The sequence below is a fragment of the Streptomyces sp. NPDC079141 genome, assembly GCF_040686775.1.
Classification (GTDB): domain Bacteria; phylum Actinomycetota; class Actinomycetes; order Streptomycetales; family Streptomycetaceae; genus Streptomyces.
Map to the genome: position 1 here is coordinate 855,902 of NZ_JBFBLP010000003.1, position 17,699 is coordinate 873,600.

At 72.6% G+C, this 17,699-nt stretch carries 17 protein-coding genes, 1 tRNA gene and 1 riboswitch; of the genes, 13 read left to right on the forward strand and 5 right to left on the reverse strand.

Annotated features, from left to right (window positions below; translation table 11 throughout):
- Position 1 precedes the first annotated feature (1 nt).
- The gene (gene ppdK / locus AB0Q90_RS13640; protein WP_363162004.1) at positions 2 to 2,689 is read left to right on the forward strand and encodes a pyruvate, phosphate dikinase; all 2,688 of its coding nucleotides are present in this window, start codon (positions 2 to 4) and stop codon (positions 2,687 to 2,689) included.
- 55 nt (positions 2,690 to 2,744) lie between these two features.
- Here the strand turns inward: ppdK and AB0Q90_RS13645 are convergent, their stop codons facing one another.
- The gene (locus AB0Q90_RS13645) at positions 2,745 to 2,870 is read right to left on the reverse strand and encodes a hypothetical protein (protein ID WP_363162005.1); all 126 of its coding nucleotides are present in this window, start codon (positions 2,868 to 2,870) and stop codon (positions 2,745 to 2,747) included.
- Between the two features lie 106 nt (positions 2,871 to 2,976).
- Here AB0Q90_RS13645 and AB0Q90_RS13650 point away from each other — a divergent pair, with 106 nt between their 5' ends.
- Complete coding sequence (locus AB0Q90_RS13650; RefSeq protein WP_363162006.1) at positions 2,977 to 3,351, forward strand: ferredoxin; 375 nt, start codon at positions 2,977 to 2,979, stop codon at positions 3,349 to 3,351.
- A 17-nt stretch (positions 3,352 to 3,368) separates the two neighbouring features.
- On the opposite strand, the gene AB0Q90_RS13655 is transcribed toward AB0Q90_RS13650, so the two are convergent.
- Positions 3,369 to 3,959, reverse strand: coding sequence for a histidine phosphatase family protein (locus tag AB0Q90_RS13655; protein WP_363162007.1), 591 nt, complete (start codon positions 3,957 to 3,959; stop codon positions 3,369 to 3,371).
- 94 nt (positions 3,960 to 4,053) lie between these two features.
- Positions 4,054 to 4,209: riboswitch (cobalamin riboswitch) on the forward strand.
- A 38-nt stretch (positions 4,210 to 4,247) separates the two neighbouring features.
- On the opposite strand from AB0Q90_RS13655, the gene AB0Q90_RS13660 reads away from it, so the two are divergent.
- The 6 genes from AB0Q90_RS13660 to AB0Q90_RS13685 all read left to right on the forward strand — a co-directional run bounded on the left by AB0Q90_RS13660 (position 4,248) and on the right by AB0Q90_RS13685 (position 11,460).
- Positions 4,248 to 4,478 (forward strand): CbtB-domain containing protein, encoded by a 231-nt coding sequence (locus AB0Q90_RS13660; protein WP_363162008.1) that lies wholly within the window; start codon positions 4,248 to 4,250, stop codon positions 4,476 to 4,478.
- Positions 4,479 to 4,503: 25 nt separating this feature from the next.
- On the forward strand, positions 4,504 to 5,265 hold the full coding sequence (locus AB0Q90_RS13665) for a CbtA family protein (RefSeq protein WP_363162009.1): 762 nt from the start codon (positions 4,504 to 4,506) through the stop codon (positions 5,263 to 5,265).
- A 119-nt stretch (positions 5,266 to 5,384) separates the two neighbouring features.
- Positions 5,385 to 6,563: an acyl-CoA dehydrogenase family protein gene (locus tag AB0Q90_RS13670; protein ID WP_363162010.1), complete on the forward strand. Its 1,179-nt coding sequence runs from the start codon at positions 5,385 to 5,387 to the stop codon at positions 6,561 to 6,563.
- Positions 6,564 to 6,688: 125 nt separating this feature from the next.
- A complete protein-coding gene (locus AB0Q90_RS13675; RefSeq protein ID WP_363162011.1) occupies positions 6,689 to 7,537 on the forward strand; it encodes an oxygenase MpaB family protein in 849 nt (282 codons plus the stop codon).
- Between the two features lie 63 nt (positions 7,538 to 7,600).
- Positions 7,601 to 9,865, forward strand: coding sequence for a serine/threonine-protein kinase (locus AB0Q90_RS13680; RefSeq protein WP_363162012.1), 2,265 nt, complete (start codon positions 7,601 to 7,603; stop codon positions 9,863 to 9,865).
- 23 nt (positions 9,866 to 9,888) lie between these two features.
- On the forward strand, positions 9,889 to 11,460 hold the full coding sequence (locus tag AB0Q90_RS13685) for an NAD(P)/FAD-dependent oxidoreductase (RefSeq protein ID WP_363162013.1): 1,572 nt from the start codon (positions 9,889 to 9,891) through the stop codon (positions 11,458 to 11,460).
- 147 nt (positions 11,461 to 11,607) lie between these two features.
- On the opposite strand, the gene AB0Q90_RS13690 is transcribed toward AB0Q90_RS13685, so the two are convergent.
- On the reverse strand, positions 11,608 to 12,387 hold the full coding sequence (locus tag AB0Q90_RS13690; protein WP_363162014.1) for a glucose 1-dehydrogenase: 780 nt from the start codon (positions 12,385 to 12,387) through the stop codon (positions 11,608 to 11,610).
- Positions 12,388 to 12,474: 87 nt separating this feature from the next.
- Between AB0Q90_RS13690 and AB0Q90_RS13695 the strand changes: the two genes are divergently transcribed.
- The gene (locus AB0Q90_RS13695; protein ID WP_363162015.1) at positions 12,475 to 13,326 is read left to right on the forward strand and encodes a helix-turn-helix transcriptional regulator; all 852 of its coding nucleotides are present in this window, start codon (positions 12,475 to 12,477) and stop codon (positions 13,324 to 13,326) included.
- Positions 13,327 to 13,348: 22 nt separating this feature from the next.
- Here the strand turns inward: AB0Q90_RS13695 and AB0Q90_RS13700 are convergent, their stop codons facing one another.
- Positions 13,349 to 14,266 carry a LysR family transcriptional regulator gene (locus tag AB0Q90_RS13700; protein ID WP_363162016.1) on the reverse strand — a complete coding sequence of 306 codons (918 nt, stop codon included), beginning with the start codon at positions 14,264 to 14,266 and terminating at the stop codon, positions 13,349 to 13,351.
- Positions 14,267 to 14,480: 214 nt separating this feature from the next.
- Here AB0Q90_RS13700 and AB0Q90_RS13705 point away from each other — a divergent pair, with 214 nt between their 5' ends.
- The 4 genes from AB0Q90_RS13705 to AB0Q90_RS13720 all read left to right on the forward strand — a co-directional run bounded on the left by AB0Q90_RS13705 (position 14,481) and on the right by AB0Q90_RS13720 (position 17,523).
- Positions 14,481 to 15,368 carry an alpha/beta fold hydrolase gene (locus AB0Q90_RS13705; RefSeq protein WP_363162017.1) on the forward strand — a complete coding sequence of 296 codons (888 nt, stop codon included), beginning with the start codon at positions 14,481 to 14,483 and terminating at the stop codon, positions 15,366 to 15,368.
- Complete coding sequence (locus AB0Q90_RS13710; RefSeq protein WP_363162018.1) at positions 15,365 to 16,219, forward strand: NAD(P)H-binding protein; 855 nt, start codon at positions 15,365 to 15,367, stop codon at positions 16,217 to 16,219. The genes AB0Q90_RS13705 and AB0Q90_RS13710 overlap by 4 nt, the downstream gene beginning before the upstream one ends.
- Positions 16,216 to 17,211 carry an MBL fold metallo-hydrolase gene (locus tag AB0Q90_RS13715; protein ID WP_363162019.1) on the forward strand — a complete coding sequence of 332 codons (996 nt, stop codon included), beginning with the start codon at positions 16,216 to 16,218 and terminating at the stop codon, positions 17,209 to 17,211. Before AB0Q90_RS13710 ends, AB0Q90_RS13715 begins: the two co-directional genes overlap by 4 nt.
- A gap of 96 nt (positions 17,212 to 17,307) precedes the next feature.
- Entirely contained in the window at positions 17,308 to 17,523 is a 216-nt protein-coding gene (locus AB0Q90_RS13720) for a hypothetical protein (protein WP_363162020.1), read from the forward strand.
- Positions 17,524 to 17,635: 112 nt separating this feature from the next.
- On the opposite strand, the gene AB0Q90_RS13725 is transcribed toward AB0Q90_RS13720, so the two are convergent.
- Positions 17,636 to 17,696 (reverse strand) — tRNA-OTHER (locus AB0Q90_RS13725).
- Between the last annotated feature and the right edge of the window lie 3 nt (positions 17,697 to 17,699).

Consider the following 17,699-nt stretch of genomic DNA (forward strand, 5'->3'; position numbering starts at 1 on the left):
GATGACTGCGCCGACGAAGTACGTCTACGAATTCGCCGAGGGCGGCCGGGACATGGCAGCGCTCCTCGGCGGAAAGGGGGCCGGGCTCGCCGAGATGACGCGGATCGGCCTGCCCGTCCCGCCCGGATTCACCGTGACCACCGAGGCCTGCAAGGTCTACCTGGCCACCGGCGAGGAACCCGACGAACTCGGCGTCGAGGCCGCCCAGGCCCTCGTCGGTCTGGAACGGGCCATGGGCCGCTCCCTCGGCGCCCCCGACGACCCGCTGCTGGTCTCCGTGCGCTCGGGGGCCCGCTTCTCCATGCCCGGGATGATGGAGACCATCCTCGACATCGGCCTCAACGACGAGTCCGTCACCGGGCTCGCCAAGGCCGCCGGGCAGGAGCGCTTCGCCTGGGACTCCTACCGCAGGCTGATCCAGATGTTCGGCCGGACCGTGATGGGCGTGGACGGCGGCCTGTTCGAGCAGGCCATCTCCGATCACATGGCACAGCGCGAGGTCGCCACCGACCACGAACTCGACGCGAGTGAACTGATCAAGCTCACCGACGACTTCAAGGCGATCATCCGCAAGGAGACCGGCGAGGACTTCCCGCAGGACCCCGCCGACCAGCTCGCCCGCGCCATTCGCGCCGTCTTCGACTCCTGGAACGGCGAACGCGCCCGCGTCTACCGGCACCGCGAACACATCCCCGAGGACCTCGGCACCGCCGTCAACGTCCAGGCGATGGTCTTCGGCAACCTCGGCAACGACTCCGGCACCGGCGTCGCCTTCACCCGCGACCCCGCCACCGGCGAACGCGGTGTCTACGGCGACTACCTGCCCGACGCCCAGGGCGAGGACGTCGTCTCGGGCGTCCGCGACGCGCTGCCGCTGACCGAACTGAAGTCGCTCAACGCGCGCGCGTACGTCGAACTCGGCGACCATCTGCGCACCCTGGAGGACCACTACCGCGACCTGTGCGACGTCGAGTTCACCGTCGAACGCGGCCGGCTGTGGATCCTGCAGACCCGCGTCGGCAAGCGCACCGCCGAAGCCGCCTTCCGTATCGCCCACGACCTCGGCGAGGAAGGCGCGATCAGCGCCGACGAGGCCCTGATCCGCGTCGACGGCGCCGAACTGACCCGGTTGATGTTCCCCCGTTTCGACACCACCTCGGACGACGTGCCCCTCGCCCACGGCGTGCCCGCCTCGCCCGGCGCGGCCGTCGGCGTCGCCGTCTTCGACTCCGCCGAGGCGGTACGGCGGGCCGCGGCCGGCGAACACACCGTGCTGGTCCGCCGGGAGACCACCCCCGACGACCTGCCCGGCATGATCGCCGCCGAGGCCGTGCTGACCAGCCGGGGCGGCAAGACCAGCCACGCCGCCGTGGTGGCCCGCGGCATGGGCAAGGTGTGCGTGTGCGGCGCCGAGGCCCTCACCGTCGACCCGGCCGCGCGCCGGTTCACCACGCCGGACGGGACCGTCGTCAACGAGGGCGACACCGTCTCCGTCGACGGCACCGCCGGCACCGTCCACCTCGGCGAACTGCCGCTCACCGCATCCGACGTCGGCCGCGCCCTGGAGACGGGCACGTCCTCCGGCCCGCTCACCGACGCCGTCCTGGGCGCGCTCGCCCACGCCGACTCCGTACGCCGCCTTGAGGTGCGCGCCAACGCCGACACCCCCGAGGACGCCGTACGCGCGCGTGCGCTCGGCGCGCAGGGCATCGGACTGTGCCGTACCGAGCACATGTTCCTCGGCGAGCGCAGGGAACTGGTGGAGGCGATGATCCTGGCCCGCGACGACGACGCCCGCGAACGGGCGCTGGCCGCGCTGCTGCCGCTCCAGCGGGAGGACTTCACCGGGATCCTGGAGGCGATGGACGGGCTGCCGGTGACGATCCGGCTGCTGGACCCGCCGCTGCACGAGTTCCTGCCCGACCGCACCGACCTGGCAGTCCGCCTCGCCTCCACCGAGCACCCGGACGAGCACGACCGGGAACTCCTCGCGGCCGTCGAGCGGATGGACGAACAGAACCCGATGCTCGGCCTGCGCGGCGTCCGTCTGGGCCTGGCCGTGCCCGGTCTGACGGCCATGCAGGTGCGTGCCGTCGCCGAGGCCGTGACCGAACGGCTGCGGGCCGGCGGCCGGCCGCATGCCGAGATCATGATCCCGCTGGTCGGAACGGTCGAGGAACTGCGCCTGGCTCGCGCCGAGGCGGAAGAGGTCCTTGCTCAGGTCGCCGCCGAGACCGGCACGCGCTTCGACTGCCCGATCGGCACGATGATCGAGCTGCCGCGCGCGGCGCTCACCGCCGGACGGATCGCCGAGGCCGCCGACTTCTTCTCCTTCGGCACCAACGACCTCACCCAGACCACCTGGGGCCTGTCCCGCGACGACGCCGAGGCCTCCTTCTTCCCGCTCTACCTGGACAAGGGCGTCTTCCAGGTCTCGCCCTTCGAGACCATCGACCAGGAAGGCGTCGGCCGACTGGTGGAGCTCGGCGTCGAGGCCGGACGCGCCGTCAACCCGCAGCTGGAGACCGGCGTGTGCGGCGAACACGGCGGCGACCCCGAGTCGATCCACTTCTTCCACCGCGCGGGCCTGGACTACGTCTCCTGCTCACCGTTCCGCATCCCGGCGGCCCGCCTTGAGGCGGGCCGGGCGGCGGTCGCCGACACAACGGGGAACAGCGACAGCAGGTGAGGTGCGTCGGGGTATGCCCCGGGGGCGGAGGGTTCCCGGGGTCCGCCGGCAGGCGTCAGGTGTTGCCCACCTCGTCGGCCTCCCTGCCCTCCAGCAGCGCCACGACGGCCATGCCCGCGACGATCAGTCCGACACCGAGCGCGCCGCTCCCGGCGGCGATGTCCCTCCAGGGTGTGTCCATGGCCCGCGAGTACCCGGGGCGACCTTCGTGAACCCGGCCGTCGCGACCTGGCGAAACCCTGGCCGACACCGGGTTTGGCGCCCTGCGAGTCGGCTACCCGCAGGGTGTGACCTCGACTACATCGCAGCAGCAGCTCTTCCAGTACCTGGAGGACCGCTTCGCGTGCGCCCAGGCGTGCACCGAGTGTGCGCGTTCCTGTGCGCTGCGCGCGAGCCTGGTGGATCCGGACGGGACGGAGGAACAGGAACTCGTACGACGCAAGGGCATCATGTGCGCCGAGGTGTGCGACGCGACCTGCCGGGTGCTGTCCGAGCAGAGCCAGACGGACGAGAGCGGCATCCGCGTCCAGCTGGAGTGGTGCCGCACGGTCTGCCTGGAGTGCGCCCATGTCTTCGACGGACGGCCGGGCGCGGAGGACGGCGCGAAGGCGTGCCGCGAGTGCGCACAGGCGTGCACGGACTTTCTGGCCTCACTGAGGTGAGCCGGCGACTCGCCGCCTCACTGAGGTCGGTCGGCGACTCGCTCTTCGAGCGGCCGCCCCATCCGCACGTTCCAGCGCCCGGACCGCCCGCTGAGCTCCACCACCGTCAGCGGCGGCACGTCGGTGCGCCAGAACGCCGCCTCCGGCGCCCCGAGCGCCCGTACGACCGCGGCCCGGACGACCTCCGGCTCCACCACCGCGACGGTCCGCCCGCTCACCTCGGCGGTCGCCTCCAGCCATCCGCCGACCCGGTCGCACACCGCGCGCACCGACTCACCCCCGTGCGGCGCGGCCTGCGGATCCGCCAGCCAGCGGGCCAGCTCCGCCGGCTCGCGCGCGCCGACCTCCGCCAGCGTCGCGCCACGCCACCGTCCCGCGTCCAGCGGCGCCAACCGGGGCTCCGCAAGCGCCTGGACGCCCAGCGCGTCGGCGGTCTGGCGGCAGCGGACGGTGGGGGAGACCCAGGCCCGCTCCGCCGCCGGCAGAGCGCCCGCCGCGGCCCGGGCGAGCCGCAGCCCCGAGGCGTCGAGCGGACAGCCGTCGTCGAAGCGGGCCTCCCGCAGCGCCGCGGTGATCGCCGGTGAGACCAACATCACCCGACTTGTCATGCGCCCGTCCTCAACGTCAATACCCCATCCCTGTCCGGTACTTGACCCGCCCCATGCCCCCTGAGGGCGCACGACGCCGTACCGTGCGCCCTTGGCCGCGCTCCCGACACGCGGTACCTTCTCGTCGATATCGACGACGGTCCCTGCGGAAGCCGGTGAGAATCCGGCACGGTCGCGCCACTGTAAGCCGGGCACGCACCCACGGGTGCGGGCCGGGTAAGTCAGACCCGCCCCGTTGTCCTGTGCACCACCGAGACGGGACGCGAGTTCCCCCAGGAGGTACCTGCCATGGCGCAGTCCGCCGTCCAGCCGACCCTCGGCACCACCGGCTCCACCGCCGTCCCCGCCAAGCTGCCGATCGGCGCGATCGTCCCCTGGGCGGTCTTCCTCGGCATCCTGATGCTGGTCCTGCTCTACTTCGTCGGCGCCGAACAGGGCGCCACCTCCCTCATCTCCGGCGAGGGCGTGCACGAGTGGGTGCACGACTCCCGCCACCTCCTCGGCTTCCCCTGCCACTGACAGCGACGAGGAAGCGCAACCGCACATGAACTCCGCAACTGTCAGAAACCTCCTGGTCCGCGGCATGCTCGCGGGCCTCGTCGCGGGCCTGGCCGCCCTCGTCGTCGCCTACTTCCTGGGCGAACCGCGCGTCGACGAGGCGATCGCCTTCGAAGAGGCGCACGCCCACGAGCACGGCGGCGAGGAACTGGTCAGCCGCACTATGCAGTCCACCGCCGGTCTGTCCACCGGCGTCCTCGTCTACGGGGTCGCCTTCGGCGGCATCGCCGCACTGGCGTACTGCTTCGCCCTCGGCCGGATCGGCCGCTTCGGGCCGCGCGCGAGCGCGCTGCTCCTGGCGGCCGCCGGACTGGTCGCGGTCTACGTCGTCCCGTTCCTCAAGTACCCCGCCAACCCTCCGGCCGTCGGCGACCCCGACACGCTCAACCAGCGCACCACCCTGTTCTTCCTCATGGTCGTGCTCGGCGTGCTGTTGACGGTGGGGGCGGTCATCCTGGGGCAGCGCCTCGCCCCACGCCTCGGCAACTTCAACGCCACCGCCGCTGCGGGCGCGTTCTTCGTTCTCGTCGTCGGCCTGGCGTACGCCTTCCTGCCGTCGTACAACGAAGCCCCGCACGACTTCCCGGCCACCCTGCTGTGGCAGTACCGGCTCGCCGCCCTCGCCGTCCAGGTCACCTTGTGGACCGCCTTCGGGCTGGTCTTCGGGGCACTGGCGGAACGGCTGCTGGCCCCCCGGCGCGAGGCGGAGGTGACGGCGCCCGCGCGGGCAACTCCCGTACCGCACTGATCGCTTCACCTCGCAGGGCCCTCGGCGCGCATGCCGGGGGCCCTTCGCCATTCCCAATTTCTGGAACACGTTCTACGGTGTGCGCCGTCAGCACCGGCTTTGGGGACCCTGGAGGCGCCGTGCATCTCGACCACACGCCCGAGCAGCAGCGGCTGCGCACTGAACTGCGCGCCTACTTCGCCGAGCTGGTGCCCGACTCGGCCCACACACGCCACCACGACCCGGCCGCCCAGAAGCGCTTCTACCGCGAAACGATCCGCCGCCTGGGCACGGACGGCTGGCTGGGCGTCGGCTGGCCCAAGGAGTACGGCGGGCGCGGCCTCAGCGCGATGGAGCAGTTCATCTTCTTCGACGAGGCCGCCCAGGCCGGCGTCCCGCTGCCGCTGATGGCCCTCAACACCGTCGGCCCCACGATCATGCAGTTCGGCACCGACGAGCAGAAGGCGTACTTCCTGCCCCGGATCCTCTCCGGCGAGATCGACTTCGCGATCGGCTACAGCGAGCCGGACGCCGGAACCGACCTGGCCTCCCTCCGCACCCGCGCGGTACGCGACGGCGACGAGTACGTCGTCAACGGCCAGAAGATCTGGACGACCAACGGCGACACCGCCGACTGGGTCTGGCTGGCCGTCCGCACCGACCCGGCCGCCCCCGCCCACAAGGGCATCACCATGCTCCTGGTCCCGACCACCGACCCGGGCTACTCCTGCACCCTCATCAACACCCTCGCCGGGCACGACACCACGGCGAGCTACTACGAGAACGTCCGCGTCCCGGTCTCCCGCCGCGTCGGCGCCGAGAACCAGGGCTGGCGGCTGATCACCAACCAGCTCAACCATGAACGCGTCACCCTCGCCGCCCACGGCACCATGGCCATCCGCGCCCTGCACGACGTCCAACGCTGGGCAATGGAGACCAAGCTCGCCGACGGCCGCCGCGTCGTCGACCTGCCCTGGGTCCGCACCCGCCTCGCCCGCACCCACGCCCGCCTCGACGCCCTCAAACTCCTCAACTGGCAGATGGTGCACGCCGTCCAGGCCGGCACCCTCACCCCCCAGGACGCCTCCGCCGTCAAGGTCTACGGCTCCGAGGCCCGCCGGGACGCCTACGCGTGGCTGTTGGAGATCGTGGCCGCGCCGGGCGCGCTGAAGGAGGGCTCGGCGGGAGCCGTGCTGCACGGCGAACTGGAGCGGGGCTACCGCTCCGCCGTCATCTTCACCTTCGGTGGGGGGAACAACGAGATCCAGCGGGAGATCATCTCGTGGATCGGACTGGGGATGCCGCGGGTGCGGCGTTAGCCGCGCCACCCCCACCCCTCCGGACTGATCACCCGGAAACCTGGGAAGACAGCGAGAAGAACACCAATTCGAGCCGCGCGACCAGCGCAAGCCGTGGCCGTCGTCGCTCCCGCGGAGGTGGAGCCATGCACAGCGGTGACCCCGGCCTCTTCGGGCCCTCGTCCGTGACCTGGCAGATGCACGGCGACCCCATGATGTGGGTGGCCGGGGTCCGCGCGCTCTACCTCCAGGCCCTGCACCCGCGTGCGGTCCGCGGAGTCATGCAGAACAGCGACTTCCGGCGCGATGCCTGGGGCAGGCTGATGCGGACCGCGAACTTCGTCGGGACCATCACCTACGGCACTGCCGAAGCCGCCGAGAAGGCCGGCGCCCGGGTGCGGAAGATTCACAGCATGCTGCGGGCCACCGACCCGGACACCGGCGAGGTGTACGGCGTCGACGAACCCGAGCTGCTGCTGTGGGTGCACTGCGCCGAGATCGACTCCTACCTGGACGTCGCGCGCCGCTCCGGCTTCCGGCTCACCGACGCGCAGGCCGACCGGTACATCGGCGAACACCGGGTCAGCGCACGCCTGGTGGGGCTCGACCCCGAGGCCGTACCGGCGAACCGGGCGGAGATGGCGGCGTACTTCGAGAAGGTGCGCCCCGAGCTCGCCGCCGAAGCCGAGGCACGCGCGGTGGACGACTTTCTGCTCCGCCCTCCGACGCATCCCCTCCTCGTCCCGGCGCGCGAAGTGCTGTGGCGGCGCGTGGCGCATCTGGCGTACGCCGCTCTGCCGCCGTACGCCCACGAGCTGTACGGCAGACCGGCTCCCGAACCCGCCACCGTCACCCGCCAGTTGCGTGCCACCGGCACCCTTTTGCGCTGCATTCCCGCACGTCTGCGCTGGCAACTCCCGCCCAAACACATCCTGCGGGCCATGGACCGGCTCGGCCCCGGCTCGCGCCCGGCACCGTACAAACTCGGACGATAGCTCGCCATACTGGACGGGCCAGGGGAGGGCGGGGCACCACAGCGACGGGGGCGATCGCGGAAGATGGGGGACAGCAGGCTCATCCAGGGCCGGTACCGGCTGCTCGACCTGATCGGGCGCGGGGGCATGGGCGAGGTGTGGCGGGCCCGCGACGAGTCGCTCGGCCGGCATGTCGCCGTGAAGTGCCTCAAACCGCTGGGCCAGCACCACGACCAGTCCTTCACCCGGGTGCTCAGAGAGCGGTTCCGGCGTGAGGCCCGGGTGGCCGCCGCGCTCCAGCACCGCGGGGTCACCGTCGTCCACGACTTCGGCGAGTCCGACGGCATTCTCTACCTGGTGATGGAGCTGTTGGAGGGGCGCAACCTCAGCCAGCTGCTGGAGGACAACAAGCACCATCCGCTGCCCGTCCACGCCGTCGTCGACATCGCCGACCAGGTCACCGCCGCCCTCGCCTACACCCACCAGCAGGGCATCGTGCACCGCGACCTGAAGCCCGCGAACATCGTGCGGCTGACCGACGGGACGGTGAAGATCTGCGACTTCGGCATCGCCCGGCTCGGCGCCGACATCGGCTTCACCTCCCGGCTGACCGGCACCGGCATCGCGATGGGCACCCCGCACTACATGTCGCCGGAGCAGATCGGCGGAACCGAGGTGGACCAGCGTAGCGACCTGTACTCGCTGGGCTGTGTGCTCTACGAGATCGCCACCGGCGTACCGCCGTTCGACCTCGACGACGCCTGGGCGGTCCTCGTCGGCCACCGCGACACCCCGCCCCGCCCGCCGCGCGAGCACCGCGCCGAACTCCCCGGCTACTTCGAGAAGATCATCCTGGACCTGCTGGCCAAACGCCCCGAGGACCGCCCGCACGACGCCCGCGAGGTGGCCCGCCGGATCGGCGCCGGCCGCACCACACCCACGTACGTACCGACCGTCGTCACCCCGCGCCCGGAGCTGCGGCCGCCCGAGCCGGTCTCCCGCGAGGCCCGGCTGCCGTCCTGGACCCAGGGCATGACCACTGGCCACAAGGCCACCGGCGCGGGACTGCGCACCGCACCCCCGGACGCCGGGGCGGGCCTGACCGGTGAGTGGATCCCGCGTGCGATCGCCGGACGGCCCGAGGAGCCTCTGCCGCAGGACCCGCCCGCTCCCGACCCGGCGGCGCTCACCGCGCTGGCCGGCCGGCACAACGCCGGACTGAGTCTGGGGCGGCTGGGCCGCTGGGCCGAGGCCGGCGAGGTGCACCGCGCCGTCGCCGCCGAACGCGAGCACCTCCTCGGCCCCGACCACCCCGACACCCTGGCCAGCCGCTACGAGGTGGCCTTCACCCTCAGCCGCACCGGCCGCGCGGCCGACGCCCTGCGCGAGTACAAGCACGTCGCCCGCGCCCGCAGCCTGGCCCTCGGCCCCGACCACCCCGAAACCCTCGCCGCCCGCCAGGAAATGGCCTTCGTCCTGGGCCAGTTGGGCCGCCACTTCGACGCCCACCAGGTGTACAGCTCGGTGCTCGCCGCACGGGAGCACGCCATGGGCTCCGACCACCCCGACACCCTGCGCTGCCGCCACAACCTCGCCTTCAACCTCAGTCGCCTCGGCCGTCTTGAGGACTCCTACCGCATGGCCCGCGAGGTGGCCGCCGCCCGCGCCCGCGTCCTCGGCCCCGACCACCCCGACACGCTCGTCACCCGCTACGAAGTCGCTTATGCGCTCGGCCAGTTGGGCCGCTGGGCGGAGGCCCTCGACACCTACCGGGAGGTCGCCGAGGCGCGCGCCCAGGCCCTCGGCCCGGACCACCCCGACACCCTCGCCGCCCGCTACGAGGTCGGCATCAGCCTCGGCCGGCTCGGCCGCAGCCCCGAGGCCCTGCGGCTGTACCGCGAACTGATCGACGACCGCACCCGCGTCCACGGCCCCACCCACCCCGAGACCCTGCGCGCCCGCCACGGCCTCGGCGTCAACCTCGGCCGGCTGGGCCACTGGGAGGAGGCCCTCGCCGAGTCCCGCGACGTGTGCGCGATCCGCGAGCGCGTCCTCGGCCCCGAGCACCCGGACACCCTCGTCAGCCGCCGCGAGGTCGCCGTCGGCCTCGGCTGGCTGGGCCGCTGGCCGGACGCCCTGACCGAGTACCGCACGGTGGCCGCCGCCCGCGAACGCGTCCTGGGCCCCGCCCACCCCGACACCCTCGCCAGCCGCAACGACGAGGCCCACTGCCTGGAACAACTCGGCCGCGCCGCGGAGGCGGTCGAGCTGTACCGGCGGGTGGCGGTGCTGCGGCAGCAGGGGGCGACCGGGGCTGACCGCGGCACGCCCCACCTCTGGCCGACCTAGATCATCACGTGTTACGAAGAACCATGCCTGCACACGAGCGACACCCGGGACATCGCGCGTACGACGCCGTCATCGTCGGCGGCGGCCACAACGGCCTGGTCGCGGCCGCCTACCTGGCCCGTGCCGGACGGTCCGTGCTGGTCCTGGAGCGGCTGGACCGCACCGGCGGCGCCGCCATCTCCACCCGCCCCTTCGCGGGCGTCGACGCACGCCTGTCCCGCTACTCCTACCTGGTCAGCCTGCTGCCCAGGAAGATCGTGCGGGACCTGGGCCTCGACTTCCGGGTCCGCACCCGCACCGTCTCCTCCTACACCCCCGTGGAACGGTCGGGACAGGCCACGGGACTGCTGGTGGGCGGCGGCGAGCGACGCACCCGCGAGGCGTTCGCGCAGCTGACCGGCGGCGAGCGCGAGTACGAGGCCTGGCGGCGCTTCTACGGCCTCACCAGCCAGGTCGCCGAGCGGCTCTTCCCCACGCTCACCGCACCGCTGCCCGCCCGCGAGGAACTGCGCCGACGCGTCGACGACGAGGAGGCCTGGCGGATCCTGTTCGAGGAGCCGATCGGCGTCGCCATCGAGGACCGCTTCGCCGACGACCTGGTGCGCGGCGTGGTCCTCACCGACGCCCTGATCGGCACCTTCGCGGGCGCCCACGACGCGACCCTGAAGCAGAACCGCTGCTTCCTCTACCACGTGATCGGCGGCGGCACCGGCGCCTGGGACGTGCCCGTCGGCGGCATGGGCGCCCTGACCGACGCCCTGGCCGCCGCCGCGCGCAACGCGGGCGCCGTCCTCGCCACCGGCCACGAGGCGGTCCGCATCGACACGGACGGCCGTACCGCCGAGATCACGTACCGGACCGCCGACGGCGAAGGCGTGGCCACCGCACGCCACGTCCTCGTGGGCGCCTCGCCGCAGGCCCTGGCCGAGCTCACCGGCGACACGCCCCCGACCCCCGCCGAGGGCGCCCAGCTCAAGGTGAACATGCTGCTCAAGCGGCTGCCCAGGCTGCGCGACACCTCCGTCGACCCGCGCGAGGCGTTCTCCGGCACCTTCCACATCGCCGAGGGCTACGACCAGCTGGCCGCCGCCCATGCCCAGGCAGCCGCAGGCGACCTGCCCGCGGCCCCGCCCTCGGAGATCTACTGCCACTCGCTCACCGACCCGACCATCCTCGGCCCGGACCTGGTCGAACAGGGCTACCAGACCCTCACCCTGTTCGGACTGCACACGCCCGCCCGGCTGTTCGAGCGGGACAACGACGCCGTACGGGAAGAGCTCCTGAAGGCGACGCTTGCCCAGCTCGACGCCCACCTCGCCGAACCCCTGGCCGACTGTCTGGCCACGGATGCCGAGGGGCGGCCGTGCATCGAGGCGAAGACGCCGCTGGACCTGGAGCGGGACCTGCGACTGCCCGGCGGCAACATCTTCCACCGCGACCTCTCCTGGCCCCACGCCCAGGACGGCACCGGCCGCTGGGGCGTGGAGACCACGCACGCCAACGTCCTGCTGTGCGGGGCGGGCGCGGTACGCGGGGGAGGGGTGAGCGGGGTGCCGGGGCACAACGCGGCGATGGCGGTGCTGGAGGCGGACTAAGCGGGTCGGGTGAAGTCGGCTGCGGTTCGGTAGCGCCCCGAAGGGGCGCGGGGCTGTATCGATTTGCAGCTCCGCCGCGCGGGCGCGACCAGCCACGACGGCGCCGCGGCCGACCGACGGCACAGCGCTGCACTTCGAGCGGAGCGCTCAGGCCTGCATCCCGCCGTCCACCCGCAGCACTGTCCCGGTGACATAGGAGGCACGGTCGCTGAGCAGCCACGCGGCGGCCTCGGCGATCTCCTCCGGGTCCGCGGCGCGGCCCAGCGGGGTCTGGGAGTTGAGCTGGTCGATGATGCCCGGAGTCCGCTCGTCCCACTCGTGCAGCATCTCCGTGAGCGTGGTGCCCGGCGAGACGGCGTTGACCCGGATGCCCTCCGGGCCGTACGTGGCCGCGGCCGACGCGGTGAGGCTGTTCAACGCTCGCTTGAGCGCGCCGTACGCGGGCAGCCAGGGGTTGGCCATCAGACTGCCGACGCTGGAGGTGTTGACGATCGCCCCGCGTCCGGCGGTGGCGCGGATGGCGGCGATCTCGGCGTTCATGGCCAGCCAGGGGCCCTTGAGGTTCACCGTGTACACGTGGTCGAAGTCGGCCTCCGCCAGCCGGTCCATCGGGCCGGGCTCCTGGGCCGTCGCCCCGTTGTTGAAGGCGATGTCGAGACGGCCGTACAACTCGACGGCCCGGTCCACGGCGGCCCGCACGCTCTGCGGGTCCGCCAGGTCGCAGCGCACGTGGTCGGCGGTGCCCCCGGCGGCCCGGATCTCCTCGGTCACCGCCTTGAGCTGGCTCTCGGTGCGGGCGGCGAGCAGGACACGGGCGCCCTCCCGGGCGAAGAGCCGGGCGGCGGCCGCGCCGATGCCCCGGCCGGCGCCGGTGATGAGGGCGACCTTGTCGGCGAGCAGGGGTGTGGTGGTTGCTGTGTGAGTCATACCGACGAGCCTGTGCCCGGCCGCGGGGCCCATCCAGGCACTCCCGGTACCTGGATGACCGGCTCGCCGCCCCCGCACACTGGAGCGGTGGACCGACGACAACTTGCCGACTTCCTGCGCAGCCGGCGCGAGCGCATCACCCCCGCCGACGTGGGCCTGCCCGCGGGGCCGCGCCGCCGTACCCCGGGGCTGCGCCGCGAGGAGGTGGCGCAGCTGGCGTTCATCTCCACCGAGTACTACACCCGGCTGGAGCAGGCCCGCGGCCCGCATCCGTCTCGCGAGGTGCTGGCCCAGCTCGCCCGCGCCCTGCGGCTGTCGGACCCCGAGCGCGACCATCTCCACCACCTGGCCGGCACCCCGCCGGGCCCGCCGCCCGGACCCTCGCGCGAGGTGCGGCAGAGCCTCGTCGACCTGCTGGACCGGCTGCCGATGGCCGCGGCGATCGTGATCTCGGCGACGTACGAGGTCATCGCCTGGAACCATCTGGCCACCGCCCTGATGGAGGACTTCTCCGCGCTCTCCCGCCCGGAACGCAACCTGATCCGGCGCTGCTTCCTCGGCCCCTACCAGGAGGGGAAGCCGCTGTACGGCATCTCCGACGCCGGCGGGTTCGCCGCTGCCGCCACCAACGACCTGCGCGCCGCGGCGGCCCGCTACCCGAACGACCCCGAGGTGACCGGGCTGGTCGACGAACTCCTCGCCGGCAGTGAGGAGTTCGCCCGGCTCTGGGCCGAGCACTGCGTGATCGCCCGGCCCACCCTCCGCAAGACCTTCGACCACCCGCTCGTCGGACGGGTGCTGGTCAACTGCGACGTCCTGGACATCACCGAACTCGACCAGCGGGTCGTCATCTACACCGCCGAGCCGGGCTCGCCGTCCGAGGAGGCGCTGCGACTGCTTTCGGTGGTCGGCACACAGCGCCTGGACGTGCCCGGCTGAGCGGCCCTTCGGCGTTACGGCTTCACGCGGCGTGAAGGTGCCGGTCGTGGCCGGTGACGGCGCGGACCTCGGCGATCAGACGCGTGATCAGAGGCTGTGGGGCGGGGTCGTTCCACACCACCGCGAGGTCGAAGGGCTCCGCGTCCGTGACCGGGATCCAGCGCACATTGCCCGCGGGCATCAGGGCGTGCAGCGGGTGCGGGGCGAACCAGATGCCGCGGCCGCGGCCGACCTCCAGCAGACAGTCCTCCACGGCGGCCACCAGCGGGCCGCGCGGCGCGGGGCGGCCGTCGGGCCGCGGGTCGGCGAGCCAGAACCGTTCGGACTCCGGCGACGTAAGGACGTCGGGCCGCACCACCGGGTCGTCGGCCAGGTCGGCGAGCGTGAGGGTGGGGCGGTCGGCCAGGGGATGGCGGGTGGACAGCACGACGGCTCGCGGATCGGTGCGGACGACCGCGGTGTGCAGCCCCACGTCACCGACCGGCAGCCACATGAAGGCCGCGTCCGCACGCCCGTTGCCGAGCAGGTCGAGCTCCTGCCGGGGGGTCTGGGCGCCCTTCAGGGTCACCCGCAGACCGGGTATCGCCGCCTCCAGGGCCTCGGCCACATCGACGGCGAACAGGGTGGTGGCGGCGGGGCAGCAGGCCAGCCGGAGGGTGCCGGTCTGGGCGTTCGCCACGGCGCGGACCCGTGCCGCGAGGCGGGCGACGTCGTCGATGACCGTCGAGCCCCCGGAAGCCAGCTCCTCCCCGGCGGCCGTGAGCAGAACGCCGCGCGAGGTGCGCACCAACAGGTCGACACCCAGGGCGCGTTCGAGCTGCCGCACATGCGTCGACACCGCCTGTTGTGTGAGGTGGAGCGCCGCCCCCGCACCGGTGATGGACCGCTGCCGGGCCACGACCAGAAACGAACGCAGGTGCCGCAGTTCGATGTCGCTCACGTCCAACACCCTAGCCGCCACAGCGATATGCGGTGCCCGGCACAAGATTTCGCTGTTTCCCCCGACGACTGCGCCGCGGCCAGAATCTTCCCGTCGGCCGGAACGGCCCAGCACGGTGCGGAAGAACTCGCGAACGCCCCCTTCACGGTGTCCGGCTCCGCCCTCGTCCGTGCCGACTCGCTCAAGCCAACTGCCCATCGAGAGAGGACCGTTCGTGACGACCCAGCACAAGGTCACCTTCCCCAGCGGTGGGGTCACCCTGACCGGCAATCTGTTCCTGCCCGAGGGCGGGACCCCGGCTCCGGGCATCGTGGTGGCCGGGACCTGGACGAGCGTCAAGGAGCTGATGGCCGACCGTTACGCGGCACGGCTGGCCGACCGCGGATACGCCGCCCTGTCGTTCGACTTCACCGGCTTCGGCGAGTCCGAGGGCGAGCCGCGCGATGTGGAGGACCCGGCGCGCAAGGTCAACGACATCCGGCACGCGGTGACGTTCCTGGCCGCCCACCCGTCGGTCGACGCCGACCGGCTGGGCGCCCTGGGAATCTGTGCGGCCGCGATGTACATGGCCGACAGTACGGCGCACGACCCGCGCATCGGCTCCCTCGCCCTGGTCGCACCCTGGCTGCACGACGCCGCGATCTGCGAGGCCGCCTACGGGGGCGCGGACGCGGTCGCCCAGAAGATCAAGCTCGCCGGCGAGGCCCGCGCCCGGTTCGCGCGGACCGGCGAGATCGACTACGTCCCGGTGGTCAGCGCCACCGACGAACGCGCGGCCATGCCGTACGACATCGACTTCTACCTCAACCCGGAACGCGGCGGAACTCCGGCCTGGCCCAACCGCTTCGCCGTGCTGGCCTGGGAGGACTGGCTCACCTACGACTCCATCGCCCTGGCACCGCGGATCACTCGGCCCACCGTGCTCGTCCACAGCGAGGACGCCGCCATCCCGGACGGCGCCCGCCGCTTCCACGCGGGGCTGGCCGGCCCCAGGGACATCCTCTGGACAGAGGGCACCCAGTTCGACTTCTACGACCAGAACCCGCAGGTCACCCTTGCCGCGGACACGGTGGCCGCACACTTCGGGAGGACCCTGCGATGATCCTTGTCACCGGAGCCACCGGCCAGGTCGGCGGCGAAGTCGTCCAGGCGCTCGTCCGGGCCGGGCAGCCGGCTCGCGCGCTGGTGCGCAAACCCGCCGAGCTGCCCGTCGAGCAAGTCGTCGGCGATCTCAACGATCCGGACTCCCTCGGCCCGGCCCTCGACGGCGTCCGCGGGGTGTTCCTGCTGCCCGGCTACCGCGACATGCCGGGCCTGCTCGCCGGGGCGCGCCGGGCGGGGGTGGAACGCGTGGTGCTGGTGTCCAGTCTGGCCGCCGTCGCCACCGACACCCGCAACGCCATCTCGGAGTTCATGATCCGCTCCGAGACGGCGGCCCGCGAGTCCGGCCTGGCCTGGACGTTCCTGCGTCCAGGCGCCTTTATGTCGAACGCCCTGCGCTGGTTGCCCCAACTGTGCGAGGGCGACGTCGTCAAGGACGCCTTCGGCGACGTGCCCATCGCCTCCGTCGACCCCTACGACATCGCCGCCGTCGCCGTCCGGGCCCTGCTCGATTCCGGCCACGAGGAGCGCGTCCACGTACTGAGCGGCCCGGAACGGCTCCTGCCCGCCGAGCGTCTGGCCGTCCTGGCCGAGGTACTCGACCGCGATCTGCGCTTCGATGCCCTCACGGACGAGGAGGCGCGGGCCGACATGAGCGGACGTGTCCCGGAGGAGTACATCGACGCGTTCTTCAGCTTCTACCGCGACGGGACCATCGACGAGTCCCTGATCCACCCCACCGTGGAGGAGGTGACCGGCCGCCCGCCCCGCACCTTCCGCCAGTGGGCCCTCGCGCACCGGGACGCCTTCGCCGCTCCCTCGCGTGCCCGACGTCACGAAGGTTCCGGATGAAGCAGCGACTGCGGCGGCTGCTGGCCGCCGGCTCCGCCACCGTATGCGCCCTCACCTGGGTCGCCGGCTGTGCGGACGACGACACCTCCGAGAAGCCGGCAGCGAAGGCGACACCGCCGGGACGGTACGCCTCGCCCAACCCGGGATCCGTCAACACCTACTGGATCGAGGCGCCGGAAGGGCTGGTCCTCGTCGACACCCTGCGCACGCCGGCCGACGCCCGGACGGCGATCGAGCGGATCAGGAAGACCGGCGAACCCGTCGTCGCCATTCTGCTGACCCACTCCCATCCCGACCATGTGGGCGGCGCGGGCGCCTTCCACAAGGCATTCCCGGACGCCCCCATCCATGCCTCCAGGGCGACCGACAAGGCGATGCGGGAGGACAGGCGCGGCTTCTATCCGCTGGCCCGTTCGGCGAACCCCCGATTCCCCGCCGAACTCACCTACGCCGACCGGACCTTCGACGACGGCGCATCGGTGCGGGTCGGTGGTCTGCGCTTCGAGACCGCCCAGTTCGCCGAGGGCGAGTCCGACACCGCGACCGTCTACTACCGTCCCGACACCGCGGACCTCTTCTCCGGCGACCTGGCGACACGCGACGTCACGCCGGCCCTGATCGAGGGGAACACCTGCGGTTGGCTCCGGGTCCTGACCCGGCTCGGCGGCCGTTTCCCCGAGGCGAGGACGCTGTACCCGGGCCACGGAGCCCCGGGTCCGGCCCGGGCGCTCATCGACGACCAGCGCCGGTACCTCCAGCGGTTCCGGGGCCTCGTCCGTCCGGCCGTCGCCCCGGACTCGCCCGGGGGCGACACGGTCACTTCCGGCGAGCAGAAGTCGATCACCGCCGCGATGGAGCGTGCCTACCCCGGCCATCCTCCGGTCGCGGACCTTCCGACCATCGTCGAGGAGAACATCAAGGCCGTGGCACGGGAGCTGACCGCCGAGGACGCCACGCAGGTCCCGGCAGCCTGTGCGGATCAGGCGCGGTAGGGGCGGCCGATGCCGGAGCCGTTCCGTGCGCTGCCCCGCCCCGCGACTGGAGCACCCCACCGTGCGCCCCGCCCGCCGCACCGGCAGGCTGGCGTCATGGCCACCGATCACCCTGTCGTCGTGCTCCCGCCCGTCGCGGACGGCGGCCGTCGCGTCCGTATCGACGGCAGATACGTCGGTATCGCCTATCGGCTGCTCGATGTCGCGGCGTTCGTGCAGGAGGCTGGGCTGCAGGACTGGGACGAGATGGACGTCGTCCAGTCCTCGCTGATCGAGTGGCAGGGCGGCGGACCGGAGGTGTGGGAGCCCTGAAAGGGGGCGAAGCCGCCCGCCGTGCTGCGGGCGGCTCGTGCCAAGGTGTTCAGAGATCTGGAACGGCGGCGGCGCACTGTAGGCGTCCTGGGCCGCTGGACGACACCGGCAGGGCCGGCGACGGGATTCGAACCCGCGTTGCCCGCTTGAGAGGCGAAGTAGCCACAGCCAGCGCA